The sequence below is a fragment of the Faecalibacterium sp. OF03-6AC genome (assembly GCF_003478175.1).
GTDB classification, from domain to species: domain Bacteria; phylum Bacillota; class Clostridia; order Oscillospirales; family Ruminococcaceae; genus Faecalibacterium; species Faecalibacterium taiwanense.
In genome coordinates this window covers 207,419-234,049 of record NZ_QUEN01000005.1, presented here as the reverse complement: position 1 = coordinate 234,049, position 26,631 = coordinate 207,419, and the positions used below count along the sequence as shown (strand labels likewise).

Annotated in this window: 27 protein-coding genes; 18 read left to right on the top strand and 9 right to left on the bottom strand. The window is 58.4% G+C overall.

Features of this window, described 5'->3' with window-relative positions; genetic code table 11:
* Positions 1-65: 65 nt before the first annotated feature.
* On the bottom strand, positions 66-203 hold the full coding sequence (locus DXA66_RS08015; protein WP_187119388.1) for a hypothetical protein: 138 nt from the start codon (positions 201-203) through the stop codon (positions 66-68).
* A gap of 213 nt (positions 204-416) precedes the next feature.
* Between DXA66_RS08015 and DXA66_RS14280 the strand changes: the two genes are divergently transcribed.
* The 4 genes from DXA66_RS14280 to DXA66_RS08000 all read left to right on the top strand — a co-directional run bounded on the left by DXA66_RS14280 (position 417) and on the right by DXA66_RS08000 (position 3,943).
* Entirely contained in the window at positions 417-557 is a 141-nt protein-coding gene (locus DXA66_RS14280) for a hypothetical protein (RefSeq protein ID WP_154258627.1), read from the top strand.
* A gap of 27 nt (positions 558-584) precedes the next feature.
* Entirely contained in the window at positions 585-2,144 is a 1,560-nt protein-coding gene (locus DXA66_RS08010; RefSeq protein ID WP_118528081.1) for a recombinase family protein, read from the top strand.
* 135 nt (positions 2,145-2,279) lie between these two features.
* Positions 2,280-2,726: a hypothetical protein gene (locus DXA66_RS14275; protein WP_158576347.1), complete on the top strand. Its 447-nt coding sequence runs from the start codon at positions 2,280-2,282 to the stop codon at positions 2,724-2,726.
* A gap of 335 nt (positions 2,727-3,061) precedes the next feature.
* Positions 3,062-3,943, top strand: coding sequence for an aldose 1-epimerase family protein (locus DXA66_RS08000; RefSeq protein ID WP_118528063.1), 882 nt, complete (start codon positions 3,062-3,064; stop codon positions 3,941-3,943).
* A gap of 186 nt (positions 3,944-4,129) precedes the next feature.
* On the opposite strand, the gene proS is transcribed toward DXA66_RS08000, so the two are convergent.
* Together proS and acpP are read right to left on the bottom strand one after the other, a co-directional pair.
* Positions 4,130-5,569 (bottom strand): proline--tRNA ligase, encoded by a 1,440-nt coding sequence (gene proS, locus DXA66_RS07995; RefSeq protein ID WP_005939895.1) that lies wholly within the window; start codon positions 5,567-5,569, stop codon positions 4,130-4,132.
* A 122-nt stretch (positions 5,570-5,691) separates the two neighbouring features.
* Positions 5,692-5,928, bottom strand: coding sequence for an acyl carrier protein (gene acpP, locus DXA66_RS07990; protein ID WP_044953468.1), 237 nt, complete (start codon positions 5,926-5,928; stop codon positions 5,692-5,694).
* Between the two features lie 299 nt (positions 5,929-6,227).
* Between acpP and dapF the strand changes: the two genes are divergently transcribed.
* The 6 genes from dapF (at position 6,228) to DXA66_RS14390 (ending at position 10,478) form a co-directional block, all read left to right on the top strand.
* A complete protein-coding gene (gene dapF, locus DXA66_RS07985; RefSeq protein WP_097778195.1) occupies positions 6,228-7,067 on the top strand; it encodes a diaminopimelate epimerase in 840 nt (279 codons plus the stop codon).
* Between the two features lie 69 nt (positions 7,068-7,136).
* On the top strand, positions 7,137-8,324 hold the full coding sequence (locus tag DXA66_RS07980) for an LL-diaminopimelate aminotransferase (protein WP_097774778.1): 1,188 nt from the start codon (positions 7,137-7,139) through the stop codon (positions 8,322-8,324).
* Positions 8,325-8,457: 133 nt separating this feature from the next.
* Positions 8,458-8,829: a GntR family transcriptional regulator gene (locus tag DXA66_RS07975; protein WP_005939906.1), complete on the top strand. Its 372-nt coding sequence runs from the start codon at positions 8,458-8,460 to the stop codon at positions 8,827-8,829.
* A gap of 2 nt (positions 8,830-8,831) precedes the next feature.
* Complete coding sequence (locus DXA66_RS07970) at positions 8,832-9,677, top strand: ABC transporter ATP-binding protein (RefSeq protein ID WP_118528061.1); 846 nt, start codon at positions 8,832-8,834, stop codon at positions 9,675-9,677.
* A complete protein-coding gene (locus DXA66_RS07965; RefSeq protein ID WP_118528059.1) occupies positions 9,674-10,318 on the top strand; it encodes an ABC-2 transporter permease in 645 nt (214 codons plus the stop codon). Before DXA66_RS07970 ends, DXA66_RS07965 begins: the two co-directional genes overlap by 4 nt.
* 1 nt (position 10,319) lies before the next feature.
* Positions 10,320-10,478 carry a hypothetical protein gene (locus DXA66_RS14390; RefSeq protein ID WP_187119387.1) on the top strand — a complete coding sequence of 53 codons (159 nt, stop codon included), beginning with the start codon at positions 10,320-10,322 and terminating at the stop codon, positions 10,476-10,478.
* Positions 10,479-10,537: 59 nt separating this feature from the next.
* Here the strand turns inward: DXA66_RS14390 and DXA66_RS07960 are convergent, their stop codons facing one another.
* The 6 genes from DXA66_RS07960 to DXA66_RS07935 all read right to left on the bottom strand — a co-directional run bounded on the left by DXA66_RS07960 (position 10,538) and on the right by DXA66_RS07935 (position 17,385).
* Positions 10,538-10,777, bottom strand: a complete 240-nt coding sequence (locus tag DXA66_RS07960; RefSeq protein WP_118528057.1) for a hypothetical protein — start codon at positions 10,775-10,777, stop codon at positions 10,538-10,540.
* A 19-nt stretch (positions 10,778-10,796) separates the two neighbouring features.
* Complete coding sequence (locus DXA66_RS07955) at positions 10,797-11,273, bottom strand: YhcH/YjgK/YiaL family protein (RefSeq protein WP_118528055.1); 477 nt, start codon at positions 11,271-11,273, stop codon at positions 10,797-10,799.
* 179 nt (positions 11,274-11,452) lie between these two features.
* Positions 11,453-12,358: an SPFH domain-containing protein gene (locus DXA66_RS07950; protein WP_005939926.1), complete on the bottom strand. Its 906-nt coding sequence runs from the start codon at positions 12,356-12,358 to the stop codon at positions 11,453-11,455.
* Positions 12,359-12,408: 50 nt separating this feature from the next.
* Positions 12,409-12,858, bottom strand: coding sequence for an NfeD family protein (locus DXA66_RS07945; RefSeq protein WP_118528053.1), 450 nt, complete (start codon positions 12,856-12,858; stop codon positions 12,409-12,411).
* A gap of 189 nt (positions 12,859-13,047) precedes the next feature.
* Positions 13,048-14,904 carry a glycoside hydrolase family 13 protein gene (locus tag DXA66_RS07940; protein ID WP_118528051.1) on the bottom strand — a complete coding sequence of 619 codons (1,857 nt, stop codon included), beginning with the start codon at positions 14,902-14,904 and terminating at the stop codon, positions 13,048-13,050.
* A gap of 75 nt (positions 14,905-14,979) precedes the next feature.
* Positions 14,980-17,385, bottom strand: coding sequence for a glycogen/starch/alpha-glucan phosphorylase (locus DXA66_RS07935; RefSeq protein ID WP_118528049.1), 2,406 nt, complete (start codon positions 17,383-17,385; stop codon positions 14,980-14,982).
* Positions 17,386-17,811: 426 nt separating this feature from the next.
* On the opposite strand from DXA66_RS07935, the gene DXA66_RS07930 reads away from it, so the two are divergent.
* The 8 genes from DXA66_RS07930 (at position 17,812) to DXA66_RS07895 (ending at position 26,466) form a co-directional block, all read left to right on the top strand.
* Positions 17,812-18,243: a cell division protein ZapA gene (locus DXA66_RS07930; protein ID WP_118528047.1), complete on the top strand. Its 432-nt coding sequence runs from the start codon at positions 17,812-17,814 to the stop codon at positions 18,241-18,243.
* Between the two features lie 25 nt (positions 18,244-18,268).
* Entirely contained in the window at positions 18,269-20,344 is a 2,076-nt protein-coding gene (locus DXA66_RS07925; protein ID WP_118528045.1) for a U32 family peptidase, read from the top strand.
* Positions 20,345-20,421: 77 nt separating this feature from the next.
* Entirely contained in the window at positions 20,422-20,868 is a 447-nt protein-coding gene (dut, locus tag DXA66_RS07920) for a dUTP diphosphatase (protein WP_005939948.1), read from the top strand.
* A 9-nt stretch (positions 20,869-20,877) separates the two neighbouring features.
* On the top strand, positions 20,878-21,432 hold the full coding sequence (locus tag DXA66_RS07915) for a nucleoside triphosphate pyrophosphatase (protein WP_179859704.1): 555 nt from the start codon (positions 20,878-20,880) through the stop codon (positions 21,430-21,432).
* 160 nt (positions 21,433-21,592) lie between these two features.
* A complete protein-coding gene (locus DXA66_RS07910) occupies positions 21,593-22,615 on the top strand; it encodes a rod shape-determining protein (RefSeq protein WP_005939954.1) in 1,023 nt (340 codons plus the stop codon).
* 149 nt (positions 22,616-22,764) lie between these two features.
* The gene (mreC, locus tag DXA66_RS07905) at positions 22,765-23,595 is read left to right on the top strand and encodes a rod shape-determining protein MreC (RefSeq protein WP_243089058.1); all 831 of its coding nucleotides are present in this window, start codon (positions 22,765-22,767) and stop codon (positions 23,593-23,595) included.
* 14 nt (positions 23,596-23,609) lie between these two features.
* On the top strand, positions 23,610-24,143 hold the full coding sequence (gene mreD, locus DXA66_RS07900; protein WP_118528041.1) for a rod shape-determining protein MreD: 534 nt from the start codon (positions 23,610-23,612) through the stop codon (positions 24,141-24,143).
* Positions 24,144-24,162: 19 nt separating this feature from the next.
* Entirely contained in the window at positions 24,163-26,466 is a 2,304-nt protein-coding gene (locus DXA66_RS07895; RefSeq protein WP_118528039.1) for a penicillin-binding protein 2, read from the top strand.
* Positions 26,467-26,631 lie beyond the last annotated feature (165 nt).

Sequence of the window (26,631 nt, the reverse complement as noted above, 5' to 3'; positions counted from 1 at the left end):
GCAAGGTGGTGCTGACAGCACCGGTCAAAGCGGGCACCATCCAGATAGTTGTCCGGGTGTGTATCCTAGGTGACAAAGATCTGCTCCGGACGGTAGGTGCGGATCTTTTCCAGCACCTTCGGCAGAATGGCTTCGGCCTCTTTTGTGCCAAGCGAGCCGGTGATAAAGTCGTTTTGCATATCCACTACGATCAGAAATTTCATACGGAGTACCTCCCAAACGGATGTGTCAAGACACCTTTTCTTTCAGTATGACGTCTGAAAAAATGCAAGGTTTTGTGGACTGCTCCTTTACAAAATGTGAGCTGGACCACACCGCCCTGAAGGATTGCAGCCTGAAAAGTTCTGATTTCCTGCAGACGGAAATAGACTGAAAGGACGCACATCACAACAAGGTAAACCGAAAAGGGGGAGCCTATGGAGAAAACTTCTTTTATCCTGCACGAAAAATTCCATTCTGAGACCAACCAGCAGCGCAAAGAACGTTTTCAACGGGAGTTTGAACGATATATCGTTGATAGACTGTCTGCTGCCGATCCGTCAAAGGCCGGTGTCTGACAGAGTGTCACTGCAATGGTGCAAAGCATGAAAGCAGCAATTTATTGCCGTCTGAGCAAAGAAGACGAAACCAAAACCGGTGAATCAGAAAGCATCCAGAACCAGAAGTCGATGCTGATCCAATACGCCATGGAAAAGGGGCTTGAACTCTACCAGATCTATTCTGATGAGGATTACTCCGGCATCGACCGGAACCGTCCGGCCTTCAATGCGATGATCCAGGCTGCCAGCGAACATAGGTTTGATGTGGTGCTGGCAAAGACCCAGTCCCGTTTTACCCGTGATATGGAGCTGGTGGAAAAATACCTCCACGGAAAGTTCATGGAGTGGGGCATCCGGTTCATTGCGGTGGTGGACCATGTGGATACCGACGATACCGCCAACAAAAAGTCCCGGCAGATCAACGGTCTGATCAACGAGTGGTATCTGGAGGATCTGTCCGTCAATGTCCGTTCGGTGCTGGACCACAAGCGGAAGGAGGGGCAGTACATTGCCTCCTTTGCGTTGTATGGCTACCGGAAAGACCCAGCGGTGAAGGGGAGACTTCAGATCGACCCGGAGGCGGCGGAGGTGGTGAAGCGGATCTACGCCATGGCTCTCCGCGGCGTGGGAGCCCACAAGATCGCACAGATTTTGAACGAGGAGGGGGTGCCGAGCCCCACGGCGTACAAGCAGCAGAACGGAGACCGCTGCCACCTGACTCGGAAAACGCCCTATGAGCCGCTGTGGAGCAGCGGGACCATCTACCAGATGCTCCACAACCAGACCTATGCCGGGAATCTGGTGCAGGGGCGGCACAAAAGGGTGAGCTATAAATCCAAGCGGACGGTCTGGCTCCCCAAGTCTCAGTGGATCGTGGTGGAGAACACTCACGAAGCCATCATCGACAAGGATACCTACGCTATGGTGCAGCGGACGATGCAGGGCCGCACCCGCAGCGGCGTCGGCGGCATGATCCACCCTTTGGCACGGAAAGTGGTGTGCAGCTGCTGCGGCTGCATCATGGAGCAGACCGGCCGGCCGCCCAAGGCAGATGGCACCCGTGTGCGCTATGTCCGCTGCCGGATGCACCAGCGTGACCCCGGGCGGTGCGGGAACAGGACCTGCACCAACCTGAATGACCTGCAGGAGCTGGTGCTCCGGCGCATCCGGGAATATGCAGAGGACTACTTCGACCCGGAAAAGGTGGAGCTGCCCCGGAGGGATGACCCGGTGCGGCAACAAGCGCAGCGCAGTGAGCTGAAACGGCTGAAAAGCGAGGTAGAACGGCGCCGCAGGGCTGTGCAGCAGCTGTATCTGGATAAGGTGTCCGGTTTGATTGACGCCGTCCAGTTTTCGGAAATGAACCAGTCTTTTCTGAAAGAAGTGAAAAAGGCAGAGACACGGATCAATGCATTGGAGGCGGAACTGGAACAACAGCAGGAAGAGACCGGCGTGGTGCAGGCGCAAATGCAGCGTGTCCGAGAACTGGCACAGGTTTCGCATCTGACCCGCGAACTTGTTGTGCTGCTGGTGGACCGTGTAGTGGTCGGGCCGAAGGATGCACGGATGGGTGGGCAAAAAATCACGATCGAATGGAATTTTTGAGCGAAAAAGCTCTGGATGACCCGTTGGGTTATTTTCGTCCGGCCAGGTAGGGTAGACTTCGCTGGATGCAACATTGGCGATATAGTCCCGGAAGGAGACAGTCACATTGCGGGCGGATGCCGCAGGCCTGCCCAGATGCACCGTGATGTTTTTGGGAATGATGACTCTGTCCAGCACCCGGGGCACGCAGTTTTGCACCGGCTCCGGGCCGCTGCCGCCGTCTCCGGTGAAAAGCGAATGCTCCGGGATGACCACCGGCACATTCGGGATATCGCGGCCTTCCTCGGTATCGGGGATCATCTCCGGCTGGGCAAGGGTGACCTGCCCGGCAAAGATCTGCACGCCCTGAATGCGCACGGTGCGGTAGCCTGCTTTGACAGCAGTCAGATCCACAACGGCGTAAGGCCGCACCGTGTTATCTTCCTGCAACGACAGGGCGCAGGAGGGCGCTTCAATGGAAAGATCAGCGGCATTGCCCTCTGCGTCGGTGATGCGCTGGATGGTAAAGCCGTTGCCGGACACGGTGACGAGAACACCTTCGATGGGCGAGGACTGACGGGCACCGAAAGCTTGAATGCGTAGAATGCCGGTGTTTTTCATAGGCGGATGCTCCTTTGCTGTAAAAGTGGTATCGCTTCTCTCACAGCGTATTCCACTGCGCCGCCGCGCGTGAATGGGGCTTTTCTTTTGCAGCAGAGGAGTGTATACTGGAAGCAGTTAGGCGGGTGCGCCCACTCCGGCAGGATGACGCGAAGCCATGGTCTAAAGTGCAGGCTGCAATTAGGATCGACGATGCACCACTACGGGAAGTGTGAGGGCTTCTCACGCTGGATGGACTGGCGAGCGGAAGCAGGACGGAGTGGGCGCACCTGCCGTTCGGACAGCCTATGATAAGAAGCATAAAGGAGAATACAGCAATGCAGGCAACCATTCACAATGAATTTTTGACCTTGACTGTGGATACCCACGGTGCCGAAGCCGTCAGCCTGAAAAATGCGGCGGGGGAAGAGCTGCTCTGGCAGGCCGACCCGGCAGTGTGGAAGCGCCACGCACCCATTCTGTTCCCGTGGACGGGCAAGCTGCCCGGCGGCACCTTTGAGGCGGGCGGCAAAACGTACAAGGGCGGTCAGCACGGCTTTGCCCGCGATGTGGAGCACACCCTGCTCAAGGCCGAGGGCGACACCATCCAGTTGGAGCTGAGCTCGGATGATGCCATCAAAGCCGAACGCTTCCCCTTCGACTTTGTGCTCACCAGCACCTTCCATCTGGACGGCAAGACCGTGCACCATACGCTGACGGTGCGCAACCCCGGCACCGAAGAGCTGCGCTTTGGCATCGGCTATCACCCGGCGTTCAACATCCCCTTTGATGCACAGCACACCACCACGGATTACGAGTTCCGGTTCGACCAGCCGGAAAGCCCGGTCATTCTGGATGCCCGTCCGAATGGCCTTCTGTCTGGCAAGTGCTATTACCAGTGGAAGAACCAGCAGGCCATCCAGCTGACGGATGATCTGTTCGCAAACGACAGCTTCTGCATGGCGGGCCTGCGCACCAAGACCATTGGCATCTATGAGAAGGGCACCGGCCGCAAGATCACCTGCAATGTGGAAGGCTACCCCTACGCGCTTATCTGGTCGGCCCCTGCAAAGCCGGTGCGGTTTGTGTGCATTGAGCCGTGGCACAGCCTGCCCGCCGCCGAGACTGACCCGCAGCAGTGGAGCCAGCGTGCCGCTGCCGCCTGCCTTGCCCCGGGTGAAAGCTGGGAGACCACGTTGAGCACCACATTTGACCGGTAAAACTCCCTCAGTCTTGCTTCGCTTGCCAGCTCCCTCAGAGAGGAAGCCTGTCTGCGCGGTCAAGCCTCCCTCGTTGAGGGCGGTGGCATCGCGCCGGCGATGACGGAAGGAGTTCTGCAAACAAGAAAAAGCTCCCGGAACATCGAAATGCTCCGGGAGCTTTTATGCTGTTATCAAAAGGAAAGCTTAGTACGCCACGCCCCAGTAGACCATGGTCTTGGCGGGCTTGCCGCAGCAGGGGCATACATCGCTCAGGTGTTCCTGCTCAAACGGCATGCAGCGGCTGGACAGGCCGACTTCTTCCTTCATCTTCATCTCGCAGGCAAGGTCGCCGCACCACATGGTCTTGATGTAGCCGGTGTTTGCCTTGGCCAGCTCCTTCACCTCGTCCATGGTGGTGGCAGCCCAGGTGCGCTTCTCGCGGTTGGCAAGAGCACGCTCGTACAGGTCCTTGCGCAGGGCCTCCAGCTGTGCGGGGATCGCAGTCTCCAGCTCGTCCAGAGAGACGAAGACTTTTTCGCGGGTATCGCGGCGCACCAGCACGCACTGGTTCTTTTCCAGATCCTTGGGGCCGATCTCCAGACGCAGGGGCACGCCCTTCATCTCCCACTGAGAGAACTTCCAGCCCGGTGCGTTGTCGCTGTCATCCAGCTTCACGCGGGCATACTTGCTGATCTTCTCGGCCAGCTCGGCAGCCTTCTCGGAAACGCCGGGCTTGTGGGCTGCGATGGGCACTACGACCACCTGAATGGGGGCCACTGCCGGGGGCAGGATCAGGCCGTCGTCGTCGCCGTGGGTCATGATGATAGCGCCCACCAGACGGGTGGAAACGCCCCAGCTGGTCTGGAACGGATGATGCAGCTGGTTGTCGCGGCCGGTAAAGGTCACGTCATAAGCCTTGCTGAACTTATCGCCAAAGTAGTGGCTGGTGCCGCTCTGCAGGGCCTTGCCGTCCTTCATCATGGCCTCGATGGTATAGGTGGCCTCGGCACCGGCAAACTTTTCCTTGTCGGTCTTGCGGCCCTTTACCACGGGGATGGCCAGATCCTGCTCGCAGACATCTGCGTAGCAGTTCAGCTGCTGCTGGGTCTCAGCCTCAGCCTCGGCGGCAGTCTCGTGGATGGTGTGGCCTTCCTGCCACCAGAACTCGCGGCTGCGCAGGAAGGGGCGGGTGGTCTTTTCCCAGCGGACAACGCTGCACCACTGGTTGTACTTCATGGGAAGCTCACGGTAGCTGTGCAGCACGCGGGACCAGTGGTCGCAGAACATGGTCTCACTGGTGGGACGCACGGCCAGACGCTCTTCCAGCTTGTCGGAACCGCCCATCGTGACCCACGCCACCTCCGGCGCGAAGCCATTGACCAGTTCGCCCTCCTTCTGCAGCAGGCTTTCCGGGATCAGTACGGGCATTGCCACGTTTTCATGGCCGGTGGCCTTGAAGCGGGCATCCATGTCCTTCTGGATCAGCTCCCAGATGGCCTGACCGTAGGGGCGCAGGATGATGAAACCCTTCACGCTGGAGTACTCCACCAGCTCTGCCTTCACGCAGATATCGGTGTACCACTGTGCGAAGTTCTCTTCCTGGCTGGTGATCGCCTGTACGAGCTTCTTTGAATCTTTTGCCATTTTTGCTTTTTCCTCCTAAGGCCGTGCGCCAAACGGCTTGCGTTCCGCACGAACCATATTAAAAGCCCCGTCCATGCAGTGCGGCCGGGTGCCGCACCAGAAGGCAGGGCTTTTTGACTGAATCAGTTCTGCGCGTGGCTGTCCACAAAGTTTACCACATCGCCCACGGTGCGCAGGGACTCGATGGCATCGTCCGGCACCTCAATGCCAAACTCATCCTCCAGCGTCATCACCATATCCACGATATCCAGACTGTCGGCCTCAAAATCGCTCATGATGTCACTGTCCATCGTGATCTTTGCCGGGTCAACATCCAGCTGCTCCGCCAGCAATGCACGGATTTTTTCAAAAGTATCCATTCCTGTGGTCTCCTTTTTGCAGTTGTTTTGCCTGTCCTGTACACCGGTGCCGTGCGTGCGGCTGCCGTGACGGATGCACCCGCAGATGCTGCGCGGCCCCGGACTGTACAAAACTCTCTCTTTTTTTATATCCCATGCCATGCGTATTGTCAAGCCCTGTTTTCCATTCTGACAGATTCCTTTGCGAAAAATTGCCGGAAAGGTGCATTTTCGCTTGACAGGAGCGCCCCGGTTTCTTATCATTATAGAGTAGCGAGTTTATAGGGACTGACCACAAGTCCCATGAAGGAGTTTTGAGCATGAAGCTTTCATTTACCAAAATGCAGGGCTGCGCTAACGATTATATCTATCTGGACTGCCGCAAAAGCGGTGTGCCGGAGAACATTGCAGCCCTTTCCGAAAAATTGTCCCGGCGGCATTTTTCCATTGGTGCGGACGGCATCATCTGCATCTGCGCTGCGCAGACGGCGGGTGCGGACGGCATGATGCGCATCTTCAACGCAGACGGCAGCGAGGGCAGGATGTGCGGCAACGGCATCCGCTGTGTGGCTGAATGGCTGTACACCCACGGCATTGCCAAAGAGACCCTTGCCATTGATACCCTCAGCGGCCTGAAGACCGTCACCCACAAGGGTGCGGGCCTGTGGCAGGTGGAGATGGGCGCTTACAGTGCCATGCCTGCCAGCCTGCCTGCTGTGAACATGGGCGAAGAACCGCTTGTGGACAAAGAACTGACCGTGGACGGCAAAACGTGGCATGTGACCTGCATCAGTGTGGGCAACCCCCACTGTGTGACCGTGGTGGAGGATGTGGACAGCCTGAAGCTGGAAGAGATCGGCCCGGCCTTTGAGCACCACGCAAACTTCCCGGAGCGCATCAACACCGAGTTCGTGCAGGTGGTGGATGCCACCCACCTGAAGATGCGGGTGTGGGAGCGCGGCAGCGGCGAGACATGGGCCTGCGGCACCGGCACCTGCGCCACCGTGGCGGCCCTGACCGAGCTTGGCATCTGCCCGGCAGGCGAGGACATCCATGTGCAGCTGCGCGGCGGTGTGCTGACCATCCGGGTATTGCCCGGCAGACAGCTGCTGATGACCGGCGCCGCCGAGACCGTGTGCGAAGGTATCACAGAAGTTTAAAAAGAATGTTCGCTGCCGCCGTCCGGCGGCGGAGAACATGATACAAAGATGAATCGAGGGAAAGTAACCATGAAGATGAACAAGCATTACAACGAGCTGAAGGCAAGCTACCTGTTTGTGGACATTGCCCACAAGGTGGCCGCTTATCAGGAGGCACACCCGGAGAAGGAGATCATTCGTCTTGGCATTGGCGATGTGACCCAGCCGCTGGCAAAGTGCGTGGTCAAGGCCATGCACGATGCAGCCGATGAGATGGGCACCAAGGAAGGCTTCCACGGCTATGGCCCGGAGCAGGGCTACCCCTTCCTCAAGCAGGCCATTCAGGGCTACTACGCAGGCCGCGGCACCCAGCTGGCAGAGGATGAAATTTTCATCTCTGATGGTGCAAAGAGCGATCTGGCCAACGTACTGGGCCTGTTCGATGTGGACAACACCGTGCTGGTGCCGGACCCCGTTTATCCTACCTACGTGGACGATAACGTGACCGATGGCCGCAAGATCATCTACAGCCGCACCAGTCAGGAGAACGGCTTCCTGGGGATGCCGGATGAGAATGTGAAGGCTGACATCATCTATATCTGCAGCCCCAATAACCCCACCGGTGCCGCCTACACCCGCGACCAGCTCAAGGCATGGGTGGACTACGCCAAGAAGAACGATGCCATCATCCTGTACGATGCTGCATACGAGTGCTTCATCTCCGACGAGAACCTCGCCCGCAGCATCTTCGAGATCGAGGGTGCACGCGAGTGTGCCATTGAAATTTGCTCTTTCTCCAAGATCGCAGGCTTCACCGGCACCCGCTGCGGCTACACTGTGGTGCCCAAGGAGCTGGAGCGCGAGGGCATGAACATCAATAAGCTGTGGCTGCGCCGCCAGACTACCAAGTTCAACGGTGTGCCTTACGTGGTGCAGCGCGCCGCCGCTGCGGTGTTCACCGAGAGCGGCATGGCCGAGATCCAGCAGAATTTGGACTACTACCGCAAGAATGCCAAGGTCATCGCGGACGCTCTGGACGAGTGCGGCGTGTGGTACTGCGGCGGCAAGAACAGCCCCTACATCTGGCTGCGCTGCCCCGGTAACATGAAGAGCTGGGAGTTCTTCGACTGGCTGCTGGAAAACTGCGGCGTGGTCGGTACCCCGGGCGTGGGCTTCGGCGAGTGCGGCGAGGGCTACTTCCGCCTGACCGCTTTCGGTGACGCCGAAAAGACCAAGATGGCCGCCGAGCGCATTAAGACCGCCATCAAGGCACTGTAAAACCTAAAAAATGCACCTGCTGTCCGTTTTGGACGGCGGGTGTATTTTTTTTTGCGCATTCTCTTGACAAATCTGTATCTACTGTATATACTGTGCATATACAGACAAAACATAAGAGCCAAAGGAGCAGCCGATGGAACTGTTTATCAACAACAAAAGCGGCGCGCCTATCTATGACCAGATCTACAACCAGATCAAGCAGCAGATCATCAGCGGGGCTTTGCAGCCGGACGAGGCCATGCCCTCCATCCGGGGGCTGGCACGGGATCTGCGCATCAGCGTCATTACCACCAAGCGCGCCTACGATGAACTGGAAAAAGAGGGCTTCCTTTACGCAGTACCGGCAAAGGGCTTTTTTGTAGCCCCTAAAAACACCGAGCTGCTGCGGGAAGAGAACCTGAAAAAAATTGAAGCGCACCTCACCGAAGCTGTGAAGCTGTCCGCATCCTGCGGGCTGAGCAGGGAAGAGCTGCGGGAGATGCTGGAACTGCTGTGGGAGGGCTGAACATGAACGCACTGGAACTGCGGGGACTTACAAAGCACTATAAGGACTTTACCCTTGGGCCGCTGGATCTGACACTGCCCGGCGGCACCATCTGCGGCCTGATCGGCGAGAACGGCGCAGGCAAAAGCACCACCATCAAATTGATTCTGGACATGCTGCAGAGGGACGGCGGTACCGTGACCATTTTGGGCAGGGACAACCGCACCGACCTTGTACACACCAAGGAAGAAATCGGTGTGGTTCTGGGCAGCGAGGGCATCCCCCTGTGCCTGAACGCAGTGCAGGCAGGCAAGGTGATGGCGGGCATCTACCACAATTGGGATGCCGCTGCCTACACAGAATTTTGCCAAAAATTTGAGCTGCCGGAAAAGAAAAAGTATAAGGACTACTCCGCTGGAATGCAGAGGAAGCTGTGCATTGCTGTGGCGCTGGCGCACCACCCCAAGCTGCTGCTGTTGGACGAAGCCACCAACGGGCTGGACCCGGTGGTGCGGGACGAGGTGACCGACCTGCTGCTGAACTTTGCCCGGGACGAAAACCACTCCATCCTTATCTCCTCCCACATCGTCAGCGACTTGGAAAAGCTGTGCGATACCATCGCCTTCCTGCACAAGGGCAGGCTGCTGCTCTGTGAGGAAAAGGACGCCTTGCGGGAGGAATACGCCCTGTGGCATGGCACGGCGGCGCAGCTGGCGGCACTGGATACGCGGGTGTACGGCAAGCGGGTCACCCCCTACGGAGTCGAGGCGCTTGTGCGCCGGGATGCAATGCCCGCCGGGGCAGAGCTTACCCCGGTAAGCATTGAGGAGCTGTTTGTGCTGATGGTGAAAGGGGAGAATGTACAATGAAAGGCTTGCTGTTAAAGGACGCATATCAGGCATGGTATTACGCAAAAATGGTCGTTGTGGCAACTGTAGTCATGATGGGTGCGGGCGTGATCTCGATGATGAACGGGGCCAATTTCTTCATTGTCTATGCGGGCTTTTTGCTGGGTATGATGCCCATGACACTGCTGGCATACGACCAAACCAGCAATTTCAACGAATACAGTGCCGCGCTTCCGGCCACAAAAGAGCAGCTGGTGGGGTGTAAATACATTGTTGGTTTGTGCGGGCTGGTGCTGGCAGAGGTATTTGCTGCCGCGGCGCTTGGCGTGGCACAGCTGCACTGGGTAGCCGTGGATGGTGCGCTCGTGATCTCTACGCTGGTGCAGGTGGGCATGACCACCCTGCTCAGCAGCACCATCCTGCTGCCGCTGAGCTACCGCTTCGGCTACGAAAAGGCAAAGGTTGGGTTCTATTTCATAGTTGGTGCGCTCGCGGCCCTGATGGGCTTTTCCGTGGCCGCAAACGAGGACGGTATTGTGAGAAACCTTCTTCCGCAGAGCATCTCGTCGCTGGGGCTGCTGGGTATTGCGGTGGCGGCTCTGACGCTGTATGCTCTCTCGTGGCGGCTGTCTGTTGCATGGTACGGAAAGGCGGAGCAGTAAAATGAAGAAAAGTCAGATCGCGGGCATCCTGTTCGGTGTTGCTATGGGCGTTTTGTTCAGCGTGTCGCTGGGGACAGTGGGTTTTGTGCTGGGTGCCAGCTTTGCAATTCTGGGCATGGTGATGTTCAAAGGATTGGATGCCCCACAGGATAAAAAGTAAGGTGTAAAAAGTGCGACGCCCCTGCAGGAAAAGCTTTTTCTGCAGGGGCGTCGCTGTATTTATTTCTCGGACTCTTCGGCGTTTTTCTGTGAGGCTTCCAGTTCCTCCACCCGCTTTTGCAGAGCGGTGATCTTGTCGTCCATTTTCAGGAACGTCCACACCAGAACAGCCAGCACCACCGCAGGCGGAACCACCATCCACAGGGACTGCTGGCACCAGAGCAGCAACGAATAGCCGCCGAACACGGTAAAGAGGAACACGGCAAACAGGCTTGCAACCAGTACAGCAAAAAATCCCATACAGAAAATCTCCTTTCGGTTATTCTTCCGTTTCTTCCTCGTCCGGGTCCAGCTCGATGCTGAACACGGCTTTCTTCAGTTTGCCGCAGCCCTGCGCCTTCAGGCCGGATTTATAGGGCTCTCCGGCCAGATACAGGGCAAACCGCCCCTCGCACAGCATTCCGGCAATGCTGGTGCCTGCGGTACCCACGGTGGTGTCGGTGGCTTCGTCGGTGGGCTTTGTCGGGGTCAGCTCTGCAAGGCTCACCTCAAACAGCTCGCTGCCGTCCAGATCGGTCTCCAGCGTGATGTGGTTGTCGTGGCGCTGGAACAGAGCCTTGTCGGAGGTCTGGGGCGTGACGGTGCTCACAGTGACCACAGCCTTTTCGCCGTCGATGCGGGTGCGTCCGGCGGGCAGGGTGGTGATGTCCCGCGCCATGATATACTCAATGACGGTGTCGAGGTTGTCGCTCACGCCCAGATAGTTGGGCAGGTTGTTCAGGGTATCGTAGATCATAGTGGTGCTCCTCCACAAGCGGCCTCGCCCTCTCCGTCACGTTCCGTGACACCTCTCCCAAAGGGAGAGGCTTTGGCAAAACCGGAGACTTTATCATTCTGCCAAGGGCTCCCACTTTGGGGGAGCTGTCGAACGAAGTGAGACTGAGAGGGCGAGGAAGCTGTCCTTTATAAAATTCTTTATTCTGCGTCCTTCGGGTCGGTCATCAGCTCTTTGATGCTGGGCACCACGCCGCCCAGATTCTGAAGCTCCGAAGGAATGATGATCTTGGTTGCCTTGCCGTTGGCCACCTTGGCCAGAGCTTCCAGACTGCGGATGGCCAGAACCTTATCGCTGGGCATGGCTTCGTTCAACAGGCGGATGGCATCGGCGTTGGCCTTCTGCACGGCCAGAATGGCCTGTGCTTCGCCCTCGGCTTCCAGAATGCGCTGCTGCTTCACCGCGTCCGCACGCAGGATGGCGGCTTCCTTTTCGCCCTCGGCGGCAGTAATGGCGGCCTGCTTTTCACCGTCGGCCTTCAGGATCACGGCGCGCTTCTCGCGCTCAGCCTTCATCTGTTTCTCCATGGCTTCCTGAATTTCACGCGGTGGGATGATGTTCTTCACTTCCACGCGGTTCACCTTGATGCCCCACTTGTCGGTGGCTTCATCCAGAATGGCGGTGATCTTGCCGTTGATGACATCGCGGCTGGTCAGGGTGTGGTCCAGCTCCATTTCGCCGATGATGTTGCGCAGGGTGGTGGCGGACAGGCTTTCGATTGCCGCAATGGGCTGGTTGACACCGTAGGTGTAGAGCTTGGCATCCATCACCTGAAAGAACACCACGGTATCGATCTGCATGGTAACGTTATCGCGGGTGATGACCGGCTGAGGGGGAAAGTCTGCCACCTGCTCCTTCAGGCTCACCTTTTTGGCGATGCGCTCGATGAAGGGAATCTTAATGTGCAGGCCTGCCGACCAGGTGTCGGAGTAGCTGCCCAGCCGTTCAACGACATACACCTTGGACTGGGGCACGATGACGATATTGGTGATGATCACCAGCAGGACGACAAAGACCAGCGCGAGGATCAGAAAAAACATGACCATAGTGGTTCTCCTTTTTCAGATAGGTGCAACGTTTCAGCGCAGAACGCAGATCACGCTCTGCGGCTTTCGGTCAATACGGGCTCCACGATGAGCAGGGTGCTGTGCAGTTCGGTCACACGGCAGCGCTGCCCGGGGGTGAGAATGTCGCCGGGAGTGGCGCAGCGGGCATTCCAGTCCACGCCGTCCAGCCGCACACGGCCCGGCAGGTCGGCGGTGATCGTGGTCAGCACGGTGGCCTCCCGGCCAAGGTTGCGGTCGCCATTGGTGGGGGTGGTTTTCTGGCGCAGCTTTGCGGCCAGCGGCCGGAACGCCAGCAGGCACAGAATGCTTACCACGATGAACACCAGGGCCTGCGCCCGGAACGAATCCGTGAACAGGCAGGTGAGCAGGGCGGCAGCTGAGCCGACGGCGAACCAGACGGAGGTCATGCTGAAGGTGGAAGCCTCCAACAGCAAAAAGCCCACCACGGCAGCCAGCCAGAGAAATGGAACAGGATTCATGGTTCTCCCTCCTTATGCCCCTATTATAGAGTATCCCCCGGGTGGAAGGTCAAGCGTTTTTTACTGGAACGTTGCGCAGAAAACGAAATAAAGAACAAAAACTCCCTCAGTCACGGCTTTTCCGCGTCAGTGATGACGGAAGGAGTGAAAAAGCCGCTGCACAAAATATGTGCAACGGCTTTTCTCAAATCAGGTGATATCGTAATAGCTGTGGTTCGGGTTATGCCCGTTCTCCTCCACCACGATGGTAAAGCCCATGGGGTTCACCTCCGTGTGCTTGCCGGAAGCCAGCGGCTCCACGATGATGTGCTCCGAGCGGTTCACGATGATCTCGGCTGTTTCCGCTTCGCCTACGCGCTGGTAGTGCAGGATGCCGTCCTGCGCCCGCAGCACCCGCAGCTCGCCGGTGCGGAAGGCCTCGCAGGTGTGGCGCAGCTGCGCCAGCTGGGCAAGCACCGGCTTCAGGCGCTTTTCGTGGCTGTCCCAGCAGAAGAAGGCACGGTTGAAGGGGTCGCGGTAGCCCTGCATCCCAATCTCATCACCGTAGTACAGGCAGGGCACGCCGGGCAGCGTGTAGATGATGGCATAGGCCATGCGCAGGCGCAGCATCCCTTCCTCGTAGGCTTCGCCGGCCACACAGCGGCCGCTCTGCCACTTGCGGCCACGGCCGTTGGCGGGCTCGTCCGCGATCACGGTGAGGGCGCGTTCGGTGTCGTGGGTGGAGAGAAAGTTCAGCGCAGTGTCCATGGCAGGGGCGGGGTAGTGCTCACAGATGGACAGAATTTCGCCCATGGCCTGCTCGGCGGGCTTACCCTTTACAAAGTCCAGCACAGCGTTCTTGAAGGGGTAATTCATCACGCTGTCCAGCCCCTTACCCAGCAGATAGGTGCGGCGCTGGCCAAAGCCGTATTTGGTGGTGGCGTCCTCCCACACCTCGCCCAGCAGGAACTTCTCCGGGCTGACCCGCTTGACAGCGGCGCGGATCTTTTCAATAAAATCGTCCGGCAGCTCGTCGGCCACATCCAGACGGAAGCCTGCGGCACCGCGCCGCAGCCATGTGTCAATGACACCGCCCTCGCCGGTGATGAACTCCACATAGGAGGGGGTCTCTTCGTTCACCTCGGGCAGGGTCTCGAAGCCCCACCAGCTGCGGTAGCCGCCCTTATACTTGGGGTCAAAATCGTACCAGCTGCGGTAGGGGGAGTTGGGGTCGCGGTAAGCACCGCCGTCACCATAGCGGCCTTCGCGGTTGAAATAGCGGCTGTCGGAACCGGTGTGGCTGAACACACCGTCCAGCACGATGCCAATGCCGTACTTAGCGGCCTCGCGGCAGAGCACCTCGAACTCCTCGTTGGTGCCCAGCAGCGGGTCTACGTTGAGATAGTCGGCGGTGTTGTAGCGGTGGTTGGAGTGCGCCTCAAAGATGGGGTTGAGGTAAAGGTAATCCACCCCCATCTCCCGCAGATAGGGCAGCTTGATGCGGATGCCTTCCAAGTCGCCGCCGAAATAGTCCTCGTTCAGATGGCCGCCGGTCTCGTTGGGCTGCCAGAAGGGTTCGGCGTGTTTGTCGGCCTGATACAGCCGGTCCGGGAAAGGCATGGGCTTGTTCTCAATGCCCTCGCAGAACCGGTCCGGGAAGATCTGATAGAACACCTTGCCCTTGATGCACTCCGGGGTTTGGAAACCGGCATCGTAGACGGTGATCTGCCACTTTTCGCCTTCCTGCCAGCTGACAACGCCGCAGTTGTCCGGCCCGCGGTAGATGCGGCGGAAGTCGGTGTAGAGGTCGAAGTAGTAGAAGTACAGGCCCGGGTCGTTCAGCGGCAGCTCCACGGAAAAGTGGTTCTGCTGGGGGGTCTGGCCGTCGAACTTCATGCGGTAGTGCACCGGCACGTCATATTTTCCCTCCTTCTGGAGCACCAGATGGGGGTCCACATAGCCCAGCTCTTCCGGGATGCAGAGGGTCAGGTGCACGGACTGCCCGGCCCGCACTGCACCAAAGGGCTGCTTGAAATAGGGGTCGTAGCTATTGAACAGACAAGACAAAGCAGGGTCGTCCTTTCTCAAAAAAGCCCCGGCGGGCCAAACGCCGCCGGGGCAGATGGATTTTTTAAGGGAAAATTACTTGCCCATGGGCACCGGGGAAGCGTACCAGATGTCGCGTGCGTAGTCCAGCACGGCGCGGTCGGCGCTGAAGATGCCGCTGTTGGCGGTGTTCTTCAGGCTCATCTGTGCCCACTTCTCACGGTCGCCATACAGCTTCTGCAGGTCGGCCTGTGCACGGCGGTAATCCTTGAAGTCGGCCATGACCATGTACGGGTCGCTGGTGCGCAGGTTCTCGGTCACCTCGTGGAAGTTCTCACCGTTCCAGCCGCGCTCCAGGAAGTTCAGGGTGTAGTTGGCCACGTCGTCGCCCGTGATAAAGGCGTTGGGATGGTAGCCCACCTGCTTGAGGTTGTTCACCTCGGGGGTCAGCATACCGAAGATCAGCTCGTTCTCCTTGCCGGCAGCGTCTGCGATCTCCACGTTTGCGCCGTCCAGAGTGCCCAGAGTGATAGCGCCGTTCAGCATGAACTTCATGTTGCCGGTACCGGAAGCCTCGGTGCCTGCCAGAGAGATCTGCTCAGAGACCTCGGCAGCGGGCATCAGGTGTTCGCTCAGAGAGACGCAGTACTCTTCCAGATAGACCACGCGCAGCTTGTCGCGCACAGCGGGGTCGTTGTTGATGAGGTCGCCCAGCTTGCAGATCATGCGGATCATCTGCTTTGCCATGTAGTAGCCGGGAGCAGCCTTTGCACCGAAGATATAGGTCTTGGGGATGAAGTCGGCGTTGGGGTTCTCCTTCAGGTACAGGTACTGGGCAGCAATGTTCAGCGCGTTCAGGTGCTGGCGCTTATACTCGTGCATACGCTTGACCTGACAGTCAAAAATGGAGTTCGGGTCGATGACCTGACCGGTGCTCTTTGCCAGATAGTTGGCAAAGCTGGTCTTGTTCGTCAGCTTGATCTCGTTCAGGCGCTTGAGAACGGTCTTGTCGTTCTCGAACTTGTTCAGCTTGGACAGATCGGAAGCATCATGCTTGTAGCCGTCGCCGATGGTCTCGTCCAGCAGCTTGCACAGGCCGGGGTTAGAGGCCAGCAGCCAGCGGCGGTAAGCGATGCCGTTGGTCACGTTCTTGAAGGCCTGCGGCTTGAACAGGTAGTAATCGTGGAAGACGCTGTCCTTGATGATCTCACTGTGCAGCTTGGACACGCCGTTGATGCTGTTGGCGGTGTAGGCGCAGATGTTTGCCATGCGCACCTGATTGTCGCCGATCAGTGCCATATAGTCGATCTTGCCCTTGTCGCCGGGGAAGACCTTCTCCAGCTCTGCGCGGGCGCGGCGGTCCATCTCCACCACGATCTGGTAGATGCGGGGCAGGGTCATCTTGAAGATGTCCACGTTCCACTTTTCCAGAGCCTCAGCCATGACGGTGTGGTTGGTGTAGGAGAAGACCTTCTGGCAGATGTTGAATGCCTTGTCCCAGCCAAAGCCGCACTCATCCAGCAGAATGCGCATCATCTCGGGGATGGCCAGAGTGGGGTGGGTGTCGTTCAGCTGGATGGCCACCTTGTCGGGCAGATTCTCGAGGGTCGCATAGCTGGACAGGTGGTTCTGGACGATATCGCCGATGGATGCGGCAGACAGGAAGTACTGCTGGCGCAGGCGCAGGATCTTGCCCTCAACATGGTTATCGTTGGGGTACAGCACCTTGGAGATCAGCTCTGCATTGGCGTTCTTGCTCATTGCAGTGTTGTAGTTGCCCAGAGAGAAGCTGGACATATCAAAGTCCGGGGCCTTTGCCTGCCACAGGCGCAGCTTTGCAACGCCCTTGCCGTCGTAGCCCTGCACATACATATCAGAGGGAACAGCCATGACGCTGTTGTAGTTGGTGTGCTGGATATAGTGGAAGCCGTTGTCCCAGTTCTCGTGGATCTCGCCGTCAAAGCGCACTTCCACAGCCTGATCGGGGTGGCTCTTCAGCCAGACCTGACCGCCGGGCAGCCAGTTGTCGGCACGCTCCTGCTGCCAGCCGTCCACGATCTTCTGCTTGAAGATGCCGTACTCGTACAGGATGGAGTAGCCGGTGCCGCAGATGCCGGTGGTGGCCATGCCGTCCAGATAGCAGGCAGCCAGACGGCCCAGACCGCCGTTGCCCAGACCTGCATCCGGCTCTTCCTCAAAGATGCTGTCAATGCTGATATCAGCGTCGGACAGGGCCTTTTTTGCCACCTCGTCCAGACCCAGGTTCAGCAGGCTGGTCTTCAGGCTGCGGCCCATCAGGAACTCCATGCACAGGTAATACACCTGCTTGGTGCCGGTGCCAATGGCCTTGGACTGGAACTTCTTGTGGTTCTCACTCATCATCTGGCGGCAGATCAGAGCCAGAGAGCGGTAGATCTGCTGGTTGGAAGCAACGCTCAGCTCCACGCCGTACTCGCTGGTGAGCTTGTCCTGAAGAAGTTTACCGAATTCTTTCGATGTCATAAAGGTACTCCTATCCGCATAAGTTTTCAGCTTTGCTAAAATAATTGAAACAATTGGCGCCTGCAGGCACTTTCCCTCACTTGCTCTGCCGCCAACATAACAAAGATATTATAATATGGCAGAATGACAAATGCAAGGAATCAGGGGATTTTTTCCGTAACTGACATTTTTTTATTGAACTTTCTGATAAATATGCCAAAATTTCAAAAAATACACTTTTTCTTGATGCTTATTTATATTATAATAGGGAAAGAAAGCTGTGTTCCGAAACATTTTCGGGGACAAACTCCGGGAGAAATGTGCCGGGTAACTCGCCCGGCGGGTGACAAGACACCAAAACGGTACCGGGAACGGTGCCGTTTCCCGGCAAAAATCAGAAGATCACTGCCCGCTGCGGGCAGAAAAGGATAAAAAGGGGAAACAGATATGGTCAACAAGGTACGGGTGAACATTGCAGGTACGCCGTATGCCATTGCTACGACGGACCCGGAAAAATATATTTTGTCGCTGGCGAAAAAGCTGGATGAAGACATCACCAAGCTTTTGGACGACAATGCGAATCTTTCGGTGACTAAGGCGGCGGTGTTCTGCGCCATGGATTATCTGGACGAATACCGCAAGAGCACCGGCAGTGCTGAGAATATGCGCAGCCAGATCCAGGATTACATTGCGGATGCCGCCCGCGCAAAGCTGGCGGAAGATAAGGTCAAAGCAGAGAATGAGGTGCTGCGGCGGGAAGCTGCCGCCCTGCGCGAACAGCTGGAAAAGATGCGCAATAAGGAAGCACGGCGCGAGGAGCGCGCCCAGCAGGCGGCACAGCAGTCTGCTGCCGAGGACGAAGCGGACAAGGCGGAATAAGCCGTTTACAGGATAAAGGAGAAGTATGTCAAAGATCGAGATCCTTGCCCCGGTGGGCAACGAAGAAATGCTGCGTGCCGCTGTGTTCAGCGGTGCCGACGCAGTGTATCTGGGTTTTTCGGGTTTCAATGCCCGCACCAGTGCCAACAATTTTAACGCGGATACGCTGAAAGATGCGGTCACCTTCTGCCATGCGCGGGGCGTGGCTGTGCATGTGGCGCTGAACACCACCGTCTATGGCGGCGAACTGCCCGCGCTGGAACAGGCCATCCGTGCCGTTGCAGCCAGCGGTGCCGATGCGGTCATCTGTCAGGATCTGGCAGTGGCAACGCTGATCGGTAAAATTGCACCGCAGCTGCCGCGCCACGGCTCCACCCAGATGAGCGTGCACAGCCTGCAGGGTGCGCTGGAGCTCAAGGAGCTGGGCTTCACCCGCGTGGTGCTGGCCCGTGAGCTGAGCATGCCCGAGGTGGAGCATATCACAAAGCACTGCGGCATCGAGACCGAGTGCTTCGTGCACGGCGCGCTGTGCATGTGCGTCAGCGGCCAGTGCTACATGTCGGCCTTTCTGGGCGGACGCAGCGGCAACCGAGGTTCCTGTGCCGGCCCGTGCCGCCTGCCGTTTGAGGCAAATGCCCTGCCGGAGGGCAAGCCGGGCCGCCTGCACCACCTGTCCTTAAAGGATAATTCGGTCATTGATAAGCTGGACAAGCTGCAGGCGCTTGGCGTGGCATCGGCAAAAATCGAGGGCCGTCTGCGCACGCCGGAGTATGTGGCGGCGGCAGTCAGCGCCTGTCTGGCAGGCCGCGAGGGCCGCGCCTACGACTGCGACCTGTTGAAGAATGCTTTCAGCCGTTCCGGCTTCACCTCCGGCTATCTGGATGGAAAGATCGACGGCACCATGTTCGGCGTGCGCAGCGAAGCAGATGCAGAACAGACCAAAAAGACCCTGCCCATGCTGCGGGAGCTTTACCGCCGTGAGCGCAGCCGCGTGCCGGTAAAGATGAAGCTGGAAATTGAAGAGGGCGGCGAAAAGCTCACTGTCACCGATGCAGACGGCAGCAAGGCCTTTGCCTATGGGGATGCAGAGCCGCAGCCTGCCCGTACTGATCCCACCGAAAGTCTGCACCGCAGCCTTGCCAAGACCGGCGGCACGCCTTTTGCGGTGGAAGATCAGGATATTACCGTGGAAATGGACGGCGGGCCGTGGTTTATCCCGGGCGGTGCGGTGAACGAGCTGCGCCGCGAAGCGCTGGATGCCCTGCTCAAAAAGCGGGAAGTGCTGCGCCCGTGGCCCACCACCGAGGAGCATGTGCCTGCCCTGCCGCTGCGCACCCTGCCGCCCCACCGTACCCTGCGTGCCCGGTTTGAGAGCTGGGAGCAGGTGCCGGAGCGGGCGCTTGACGGCATCGAGTATCTCATCCTGCCCATTGCGCAGGCCGACCGCGTGCCCCGGGAATGGCGGGCAAAGACCCTTTTGGAACTGCCCCGGGTCATGTTTGGCAAGCTGGAAGAGGATACCGCCCGCCGCATCGCGGCCACGCAGGATGCCGGTTTTGCAGGCTATGAGGTGAGCAATATCGCCCACCTGCGCCTGTGCCGGGGCCTGCCCATGAGCGGCAGCTTTGGCCTGAACATCACGAACCAGCTGGCCGCGCAGTTCTACGCGGACAACGGCCTTGGCTCCATGCTCATCCTGCCCGAGGTGAAGGACAGCGACATCAGCACCATTGCGCCCACCCATAACGGCAGGCCGGTGCCCACCGGCGTGCTGGTGTACGGCCATATGCCGCTGATGATCACCCGTGCCTGCCCGCTGCAGAACATCCACGACTGCGCCCACTGCGACAAGACCGGCGTGCTGACCGACCGCAAGGCCAAGAAGTTCCCAGTGCGGTGCGGCCTTGGTGTGCGCACCATCTATAACCCTGTACCTATTTATATGGGGGATAAGCCGGGCGCTTTGACGGTGGACTACGGTGTGGCTTACTTCACGCTGGAAAGCCGGGAGGAAGCGGCCAAAATTCTGGAGATAATCCGCACCCATGCACCCTTTGAAGGTGATTTTACCCGTGGGTTGTATTTTAAAGGTACGAACTGAAACTCCTTCCGTCATTGCTGACGCAATGCCAGCTCCCTCCCTGAAGGAGTTGCTATAAAATCAAAACGAGGTATACTATGGAACCCATCACAGTAAAATATAAGGTATTGGACACCCGTGCCAAGGTGCCCTCTTACGCAACCCCCGGCTCTGCTGCCGCCGACCTGTGCGCCGTACTGGACGCGCCGCTCACCCTTGCCCCCATGGAGCGGGCACTGGTGCCCACCGGCCTTGCCATCGAGCTGCCCGGCCCCCACAGCGTGGCACTGGTGTACGCACGCAGCGGCCTTTCCATCAAGCACGGCCTGTGCATGGCCAACGGCGTGGGCGTGGTGGACAGCGATTACCGCGGCGAGCTGAAGGTGCCCATGGTCAATCTGGGCAGGGAAGCCTACACCATTCAGCCCGGTGAGCGTGTGGCCCAGCTGTGCATTGCACCGGTGTACACCGCTGCCTTTGTGCCTGCCGAAGAGCTGGGCGATACCCAGCGCGGCGAGGGCGGCTTTGGCTCTACCGGAAAGTGAGATGGAATCATGAACCTGATCTTAGCTTCCGGCAGCCCGCGCAGGCGGGAGCTGCTCTCCTTATATACCACCAATTTCACCGTCTGCGTCAGCGACTTTGACGAAAGTACAGTGCAGGCCGCTACGCCTGCCCATCTGGTGGAACAGCTGGCCCGGGGCAAGTGCCTTGCTGTTTCGGCCCAGCATCCGGGCGCTGTGGTCATCGGCTGTGATACGGTGGTGGATGTGAACGGCGAGGTGTTCGGCAAGCCCCACAGCGAAGAGGATGCAAAGCGGATGCTGCGCGCCCTTTCCGGTGCCACCCACGAGGTGCACACCGGCGTGTGCATCTCGGACGGTGCGCGCACTGAAAGCTTTGTGGACAGCTGCCGCGTTACCTTCTTCCCGCTGGGTGAAGAGGAGATCGACTTCTACGCTTCCACCGCCGAACCCTACGATAAAGCCGGTGCCTATGCCATTCAGGGGCGGGCGGCCCTCTGGCTGGACCGTATTGAGGGCGACTACTACACCATCATGGGTCTGCCGGTGAGCCGCACCGTACAGCTGCTGGCACATTTTGTGTGATAAAACTGGAAAAAACGAAGAAAACTTGCGCAAACGCTTGAGAAATCATTGCCTTGCGGCTATAATAGAACCGTGTTATTCTGCGCAAAGGCGGCACAAAAGGGCTGCCGGATGTTCTGGCGCTATAGATAAAATGGGAAGCATAAGGAGAATTTTTACAATGGGCCTGTTTTCTAAAGATGTAGGTATCGATCTGGGTACCGCAAATACTCTGGTATATATGAAGGGCAAGGGCATCATCATGCGGGAGCCTTCGGTCGTGGCTGTGGATACCAAGACCGACGAGGTGCGCTGTGTGGGTGCCGAGGCAAAGGCTGTCATTGGCCGTACCCCCGGCAGCATCGTGGCTGTGCGTCCGCTGAAGGATGGCGTGATCGCTGACTTTGACATCACCACCAACATGCTGGAAAATTTCCTCAAGAAGGCATGCGGCAACAGCATGTTCTCCCGCCCCCGCGTGGTCATCTGCATCCCGTCCGGCGTTACCGAGGTGGAGCGCCGCGCTGTGCGCGAAGCTACCCTGAAGGCCGGTGCCCGTCAGGTGTCCGTCATTGAGGAACCCATGGCGGCAGCCATCGGTGCGGGCCTGCCCATCAGCGAGCCTACCGGCAGCATGATCGTGGATATCGGCGGCGGCACGGCTGAGATCGCTGTGATCTCTCTGGGCGGCATCGTGGCCTCCCGCAGCGTGCGCATGGCAGGTGATATGTTCGATCAGGCCATCATCGCCTTCATCAAGCGCAAGTACAACCTGCTAATCGGTGAGCGCACCGCAGAGCAGATCAAGATCGAGATCGGCTCCGCCTATGCGCTGGACCCCGAAATGACCATGGAGATCAAGGGCCGTAACCTCGTGGACGGCCTGCCCAAGAACATCGTCGTCCACTCGGAGGATGTGCGCGAAGCTCTGCTTGAATGCCTGGTCAAGATCACCAGCGCCATCAAGGAAACGCTGGAGCGCACCCCGCCGGAGCTGAGTGCGGATATCATCGACCGCGGCATCACTCTGACCGGCGGCGGCGCACTGCTGCGCGGTCTGGATCAGTTGATCCAGAGCGAGACCGGCATCGACGTACACATTGCGGAAGACCCGCTGGACTGCGTGGCCAAGGGTGCCGGTGCGGTGCTGGATCATGTGGATGTCCTGCATGACGTGCTGGACACCGACGGCGGCCACATGTAACACGGGCAAGGCCCACACTTGCGGAAAAAGGCTCTTTTGCGCAACGTCTGCGCTGATTTCCGCTGCAAACAATGTCTCTTGCGCGGATGGCAGGGCTGTCCGCGCTTTTCTTATGGCATGGCATCCACCCGAAACAGGAGGGTACTCCCTTGAAGGATTTTTTTGACACATGGAAATTTAAAATACTGGTAGCCGTGGCGGTGTTTCTGGTGGGCATCATGGCCTATGCCGGTGCCAACGGACGGCTGACCGCTGCCCCGCAGGAGCTGCTGGGCGTGGTGCTGATGCCGCTCCAGAAGGTCACATCGGCACTGAGCGGCGGCATTGGCTCGGTGTGGGAAAAATACACCAGCATCGATGAAGTCATGGAACAGAACGAACAGCTGGAAGCGGAGAATGCCGAGCTTCGCCAGCAGATGGTGGACTACGACCGCATCAAGGCGGAGAACGAAGCCTACAAGGCACTGGCCCGCATTCAGGATTCTAACACCGAAGCAAGCTATATTTCTGCCTTTGTGATCGGCCGCGACCCACTGGATGAGTTCGGAGGCTTTACGCTGGACTGCGGCACGGTGAACGGCGCAGCCGTGAACGATGCCGTGATCAGCGATAAGGGCTATCTGATCGGCATGGTGGTGGAAGCCGACACCACCAGCTGCAAAGTGATGACCATTCTGCATCCCAGCTTCAGCGCTGCGGGCGTGGTATCCCGCACGCGGGAAAACGGCATTATCAATGGCAGCACCGATTATGCCGGTGACGGCCTGTGCGTGCTGACCAATCTGGAACGCGCCACTGAGACGAAGATGAGCGATCAGGTGATCACCACCGGTCTTGGCGGAGTGTTCCCGCCGGATCTGCTGGTGGGAACCGTGCAGAAGGTGGAGCCGGAAGTCAGCGGCAAATCTTCCATTGCAGTGGTGCGCCCGGGTGCAGACCCGCGCACGGTCAAGCACGTATTCGTTATTACCGACTATTAAGGGGGCGCATTTGTATGGAATCACGCCGCATGCGCAGCCGCAGCCAGATCCTGAAATGGGTCTGCTACGCGGTGGCACTGTTTGTGTGCGCGGCACTGCAGACGACCCCCGGCCTGTTCCAGCTGGGGCAGGCAAAGCCGCTGTTCATTCTGCCGCTGTGTCTGGCTGTGGCCGTGTATGAAGGCGAGTTTGCAGGTGCGCTGTTTGGTGCCGTGAGCGGCCTTTTGTGGGACTACACTGCCGGGCGCACCGTGGGTATGCTGGCGCTGGAACTGCTGTTGCTCTGCTTTGCGCTTTCGGTGCTGGTTCAGGTGTATCTGCAGGGCAGCACATGGAACTTTGCGCTCATCAGCACCGGCACGGCCCTTGTGGTGCTCTCGCTGGACTGGCTGTTCTTCTACTACATGCCCGGTTACAGCTGGGCGCTGAGCCGCTGGCTGACCTTTGTGCTGCCTTCGGCCATGATGACGCTGGTGCCGTCGCTGGTGCTGTTCAGTCTGGTGCGGCACATTTACAGCGCATTCAAAATCGACAACGGCGTAGTCTGAACCGCCGGAGGAAACGCGGATGAACCAAAACGAACGAAAAACCGTTGTGCGCCGGATGATCCTGCTCATTGCAGTGGCATGTGTTATCATGGGCCTGTACGTGATGCGGCTGATCTTTCTGCAGCTGGTCAACGGCGACGACTTCAAGGCCAAGGCCACCAATACCACCGACTATAACTTTACGGTCACGGCGGCCCGCGGCGATATCGTGGACAGCGCCGGGCGGCGCATTGCCACCACGGCCACCAGCTACAATGTGGTCCTCAACAAACTGCTGATGGGCGACCGGGATCTGGACACCATGCTGCAGCAGATCGTGGAGCTGCTGCGTGCGAATGGCGAGAGCTGGAATGATACGCTGCTGATCGGTCAGGCGGACGCAGCAGGCAATTACGCCTTTACGGACGATGACACGTCCACCAGCGACCAGAAGCAGCTGGCAGACATGAAGGAAACGCTTGGTCTGCAGCAGTACGCCACCGCCAACGATGTAATGGAAATGCTGGTGGAAAAGAACGATCTGCAGGATTTTTCGCCGGAATGGCAGCGTGTGCTGGCCGGCATCCACTACGAGATGGACCGGCAGGCGTTCTCCAATGTGAACAACTTTGTCATGGCAGAAAACGTCAGTGCAGCAACGGTGGCCACCATCAAGGAGCACAGCCTGCAGCTGCCGGGTGTGGAGATCGTGGAAACCAGCGCCCGCAGCTACGACCAGAGCGATATCATCCCGGCGGTGCTGGGCCGTGTGGGCAAGATCACGGCGGAAAAGTGGAAGGTGACCGATTCTAACGGTCAGGTGACCTATCCGCTGCGGGAAAAAGGCTATAACATGAACGATGTTCTGGGCATTTCCGGTCTGGAATCCGTTTTTGAGGACGAGCTGCGCGGCAAGGACGGCGTGGAGACCATCACCCGCAATTCGGACGGCGTGATCGTGGATACAAAGCTCACCACTGTGCCGGAGCCGGGCCATACCGTGCAGCTGACCATTGACAGCAACTTCCAGCGTGCCGTGGACAAGGCACTGGCGGACAACATTGATATGATCAACCGCGTGTACAATACCGGCACCATGAAAGCTGCCGCCGGTGCGGTGGTGGTGCTGGACGTGAAGGACGGCAGTGTGCTGGCTGCTTCCAACTATCCCAGCTATGACCAGAACCTGTATGCCGCCAACTATAGCGAGTACAGCTCCGACCCGAGCCTGCCGCTGTTCAACCGCGCATTGCAGGGCCTGTATACGCCGGGTTCTACCTTCAAGCCCGCCGTGGCGGTGGCTGCACTGGACAGCGGCCTCATCAACCAGTATTCTACCGTTTACTGCAACGGCGTGTACAACTACTTCAAGGATTACCACCCCCGCTGTACCCGCCATGGCCACAGCGGCAACATTGATGTGGTAACGGCCATCAAGTGGAGCTGCAACATCTTCTTCTATGATGTTGGCCGCCGCCTGACCAGCGATGTGTACGATGCCTATGCCTACAAGCTGGGTCTTGGCCAGCGCACCGGTGTGGAGGTGAGCGAGGCCGTGGGCCGTCTGACCACCAAGAGCGACTCCAACTATACGGCATCGCTGGATGTGCAGGCCGCCATCGGTCAGGGCAACACGGTGGTCTCGCCCATCCAGCTGGCTACCTACGCGGCAACGCTGGCCAACAACGGCACCCGTTACCGCACCCATTTCGTCAAGGCCATTCTGGACACCAACACCGGCGAGGTGCTCAGCGAGACCAAGCCCGAGGTCATGGATGTGATCGAAGGCACCGGCAACACCTTTGAGCTGGTGCGGCAGGGCATGAAGCAGGTGCCCAGCACCATCAGCGGCAAAATTTCCAGCTATCCGGTGCCGATCGCCTGCAAGACCGGTACACCTCAGCGCAGCGAGACCTATGCGCCCGGTAAGCACTATCTGAACGCCATGATGGTGGCTTACCTCCCGGCGGATGATCCGCAGATCGCCATTGGCATTAGCATTGAGTACGGCGGCTATGGTGCCCGTACCGGTGATCTGGTGGTGGACATTGCAAATGCCTATTTTGCCCTGAAGGATGGCAGCCTTGCCCAGCAGGCTGAAGCGGAAAAGGAAGCCGAGCAGGCCCAGCAGGAAGATCAGGCGCAGACCACTGACCCAGCTCAGGCCGCTGCAGGCCAGACCACCGGCAATGCCGCAGCCCAGCCTGCACAGATGGCACCCGCCGCAGACACTGCTGCGCCGGAAACGGCAGCAGAAGGGGAAGCCCAGCCTGCCGTGCAGGACGAGCAGCAGCCCGCCGCAGCCACCGAGCAGAACCCCGATGCCATTGCGCCGGAGAACTGAAAACGGGAGACAAAACCGACACGGGAAAGGGCACTGCAGCGGGGTTTTGAATGGAAACATCCCTGAAAAGAAAACAAAATTGAATATTTTGTATAAAAACCAGTTGTAAAAGATTGGATTTTGTGATATCATTTCAGGCAAAGGACTTTTTTACAAAAGCGTTCC

Bases quoted from the DNA above. Each gene is read 5' to 3' on its own strand.
- DXA66_RS14275 (WP_158576347.1), top strand. From the start codon at position 2,280: ATGCACCGTGATGTTTTTGGGAATGATGACTCTGTCCAGCACCCGGGG.
- DXA66_RS07930 (WP_118528047.1), top strand. From the start codon at position 17,812: ATGGTCAACAAGGTACGGGTGAACATTGCAGGTACGCCGTATGCCATT.
- DXA66_RS07915 (WP_179859704.1), top strand. From the start codon at position 20,878: ATGAACCTGATCTTAGCTTCCGGCAGCCCGCGCAGGCGGGAGCTGCTC.
- DXA66_RS14390 (WP_187119387.1), top strand. From the start codon at position 10,320: ATGAAGAAAAGTCAGATCGCGGGCATCCTGTTCGGTGTTGCTATGGGC.
- proS (WP_005939895.1), bottom strand. From the start codon at position 5,569: ATGGCAAAAGATTCAAAGAAGCTCGTACAGGCGATCACCAGCCAGGAA.
- DXA66_RS07960 (WP_118528057.1), bottom strand. From the start codon at position 10,777: ATGGGATTTTTTGCTGTACTGGTTGCAAGCCTGTTTGCCGTGTTCCTC.
- DXA66_RS07910 (WP_005939954.1), top strand. From the start codon at position 21,593: ATGGGCCTGTTTTCTAAAGATGTAGGTATCGATCTGGGTACCGCAAAT.
- DXA66_RS08010 (WP_118528081.1), top strand. From the start codon at position 585: ATGAAAGCAGCAATTTATTGCCGTCTGAGCAAAGAAGACGAAACCAAA.
- DXA66_RS07980 (WP_097774778.1), top strand. From the start codon at position 7,137: ATGAAGATGAACAAGCATTACAACGAGCTGAAGGCAAGCTACCTGTTT.
- DXA66_RS07955 (WP_118528055.1), bottom strand. From the start codon at position 11,273: ATGATCTACGATACCCTGAACAACCTGCCCAACTATCTGGGCGTGAGC.
- DXA66_RS07970 (WP_118528061.1), top strand. From the start codon at position 8,832: ATGAACGCACTGGAACTGCGGGGACTTACAAAGCACTATAAGGACTTT.
- DXA66_RS14280 (WP_154258627.1), top strand. From the start codon at position 417: ATGGAGAAAACTTCTTTTATCCTGCACGAAAAATTCCATTCTGAGACC.
- dapF (WP_097778195.1), top strand. From the start codon at position 6,228: ATGAAGCTTTCATTTACCAAAATGCAGGGCTGCGCTAACGATTATATC.
- mreD (WP_118528041.1), top strand. From the start codon at position 23,610: ATGGAATCACGCCGCATGCGCAGCCGCAGCCAGATCCTGAAATGGGTC.
- DXA66_RS07975 (WP_005939906.1), top strand. From the start codon at position 8,458: ATGGAACTGTTTATCAACAACAAAAGCGGCGCGCCTATCTATGACCAG.
- DXA66_RS07945 (WP_118528053.1), bottom strand. From the start codon at position 12,858: ATGAATCCTGTTCCATTTCTCTGGCTGGCTGCCGTGGTGGGCTTTTTG.
- DXA66_RS07925 (WP_118528045.1), top strand. From the start codon at position 18,269: ATGTCAAAGATCGAGATCCTTGCCCCGGTGGGCAACGAAGAAATGCTG.
- DXA66_RS08015 (WP_187119388.1), bottom strand. From the start codon at position 203: ATGAAATTTCTGATCGTAGTGGATATGCAAAACGACTTTATCACCGGC.
- acpP (WP_044953468.1), bottom strand. From the start codon at position 5,928: ATGGATACTTTTGAAAAAATCCGTGCATTGCTGGCGGAGCAGCTGGAT.
- dut (WP_005939948.1), top strand. From the start codon at position 20,422: ATGGAACCCATCACAGTAAAATATAAGGTATTGGACACCCGTGCCAAG.
- DXA66_RS08000 (WP_118528063.1), top strand. From the start codon at position 3,062: ATGCAGGCAACCATTCACAATGAATTTTTGACCTTGACTGTGGATACC.
- DXA66_RS07965 (WP_118528059.1), top strand. From the start codon at position 9,674: ATGAAAGGCTTGCTGTTAAAGGACGCATATCAGGCATGGTATTACGCA.
- DXA66_RS07895 (WP_118528039.1), top strand. From the start codon at position 24,163: ATGAACCAAAACGAACGAAAAACCGTTGTGCGCCGGATGATCCTGCTC.
- DXA66_RS07950 (WP_005939926.1), bottom strand. From the start codon at position 12,358: ATGGTCATGTTTTTTCTGATCCTCGCGCTGGTCTTTGTCGTCCTGCTG.
- DXA66_RS07935 (WP_118528049.1), bottom strand. From the start codon at position 17,385: ATGACATCGAAAGAATTCGGTAAACTTCTTCAGGACAAGCTCACCAGC.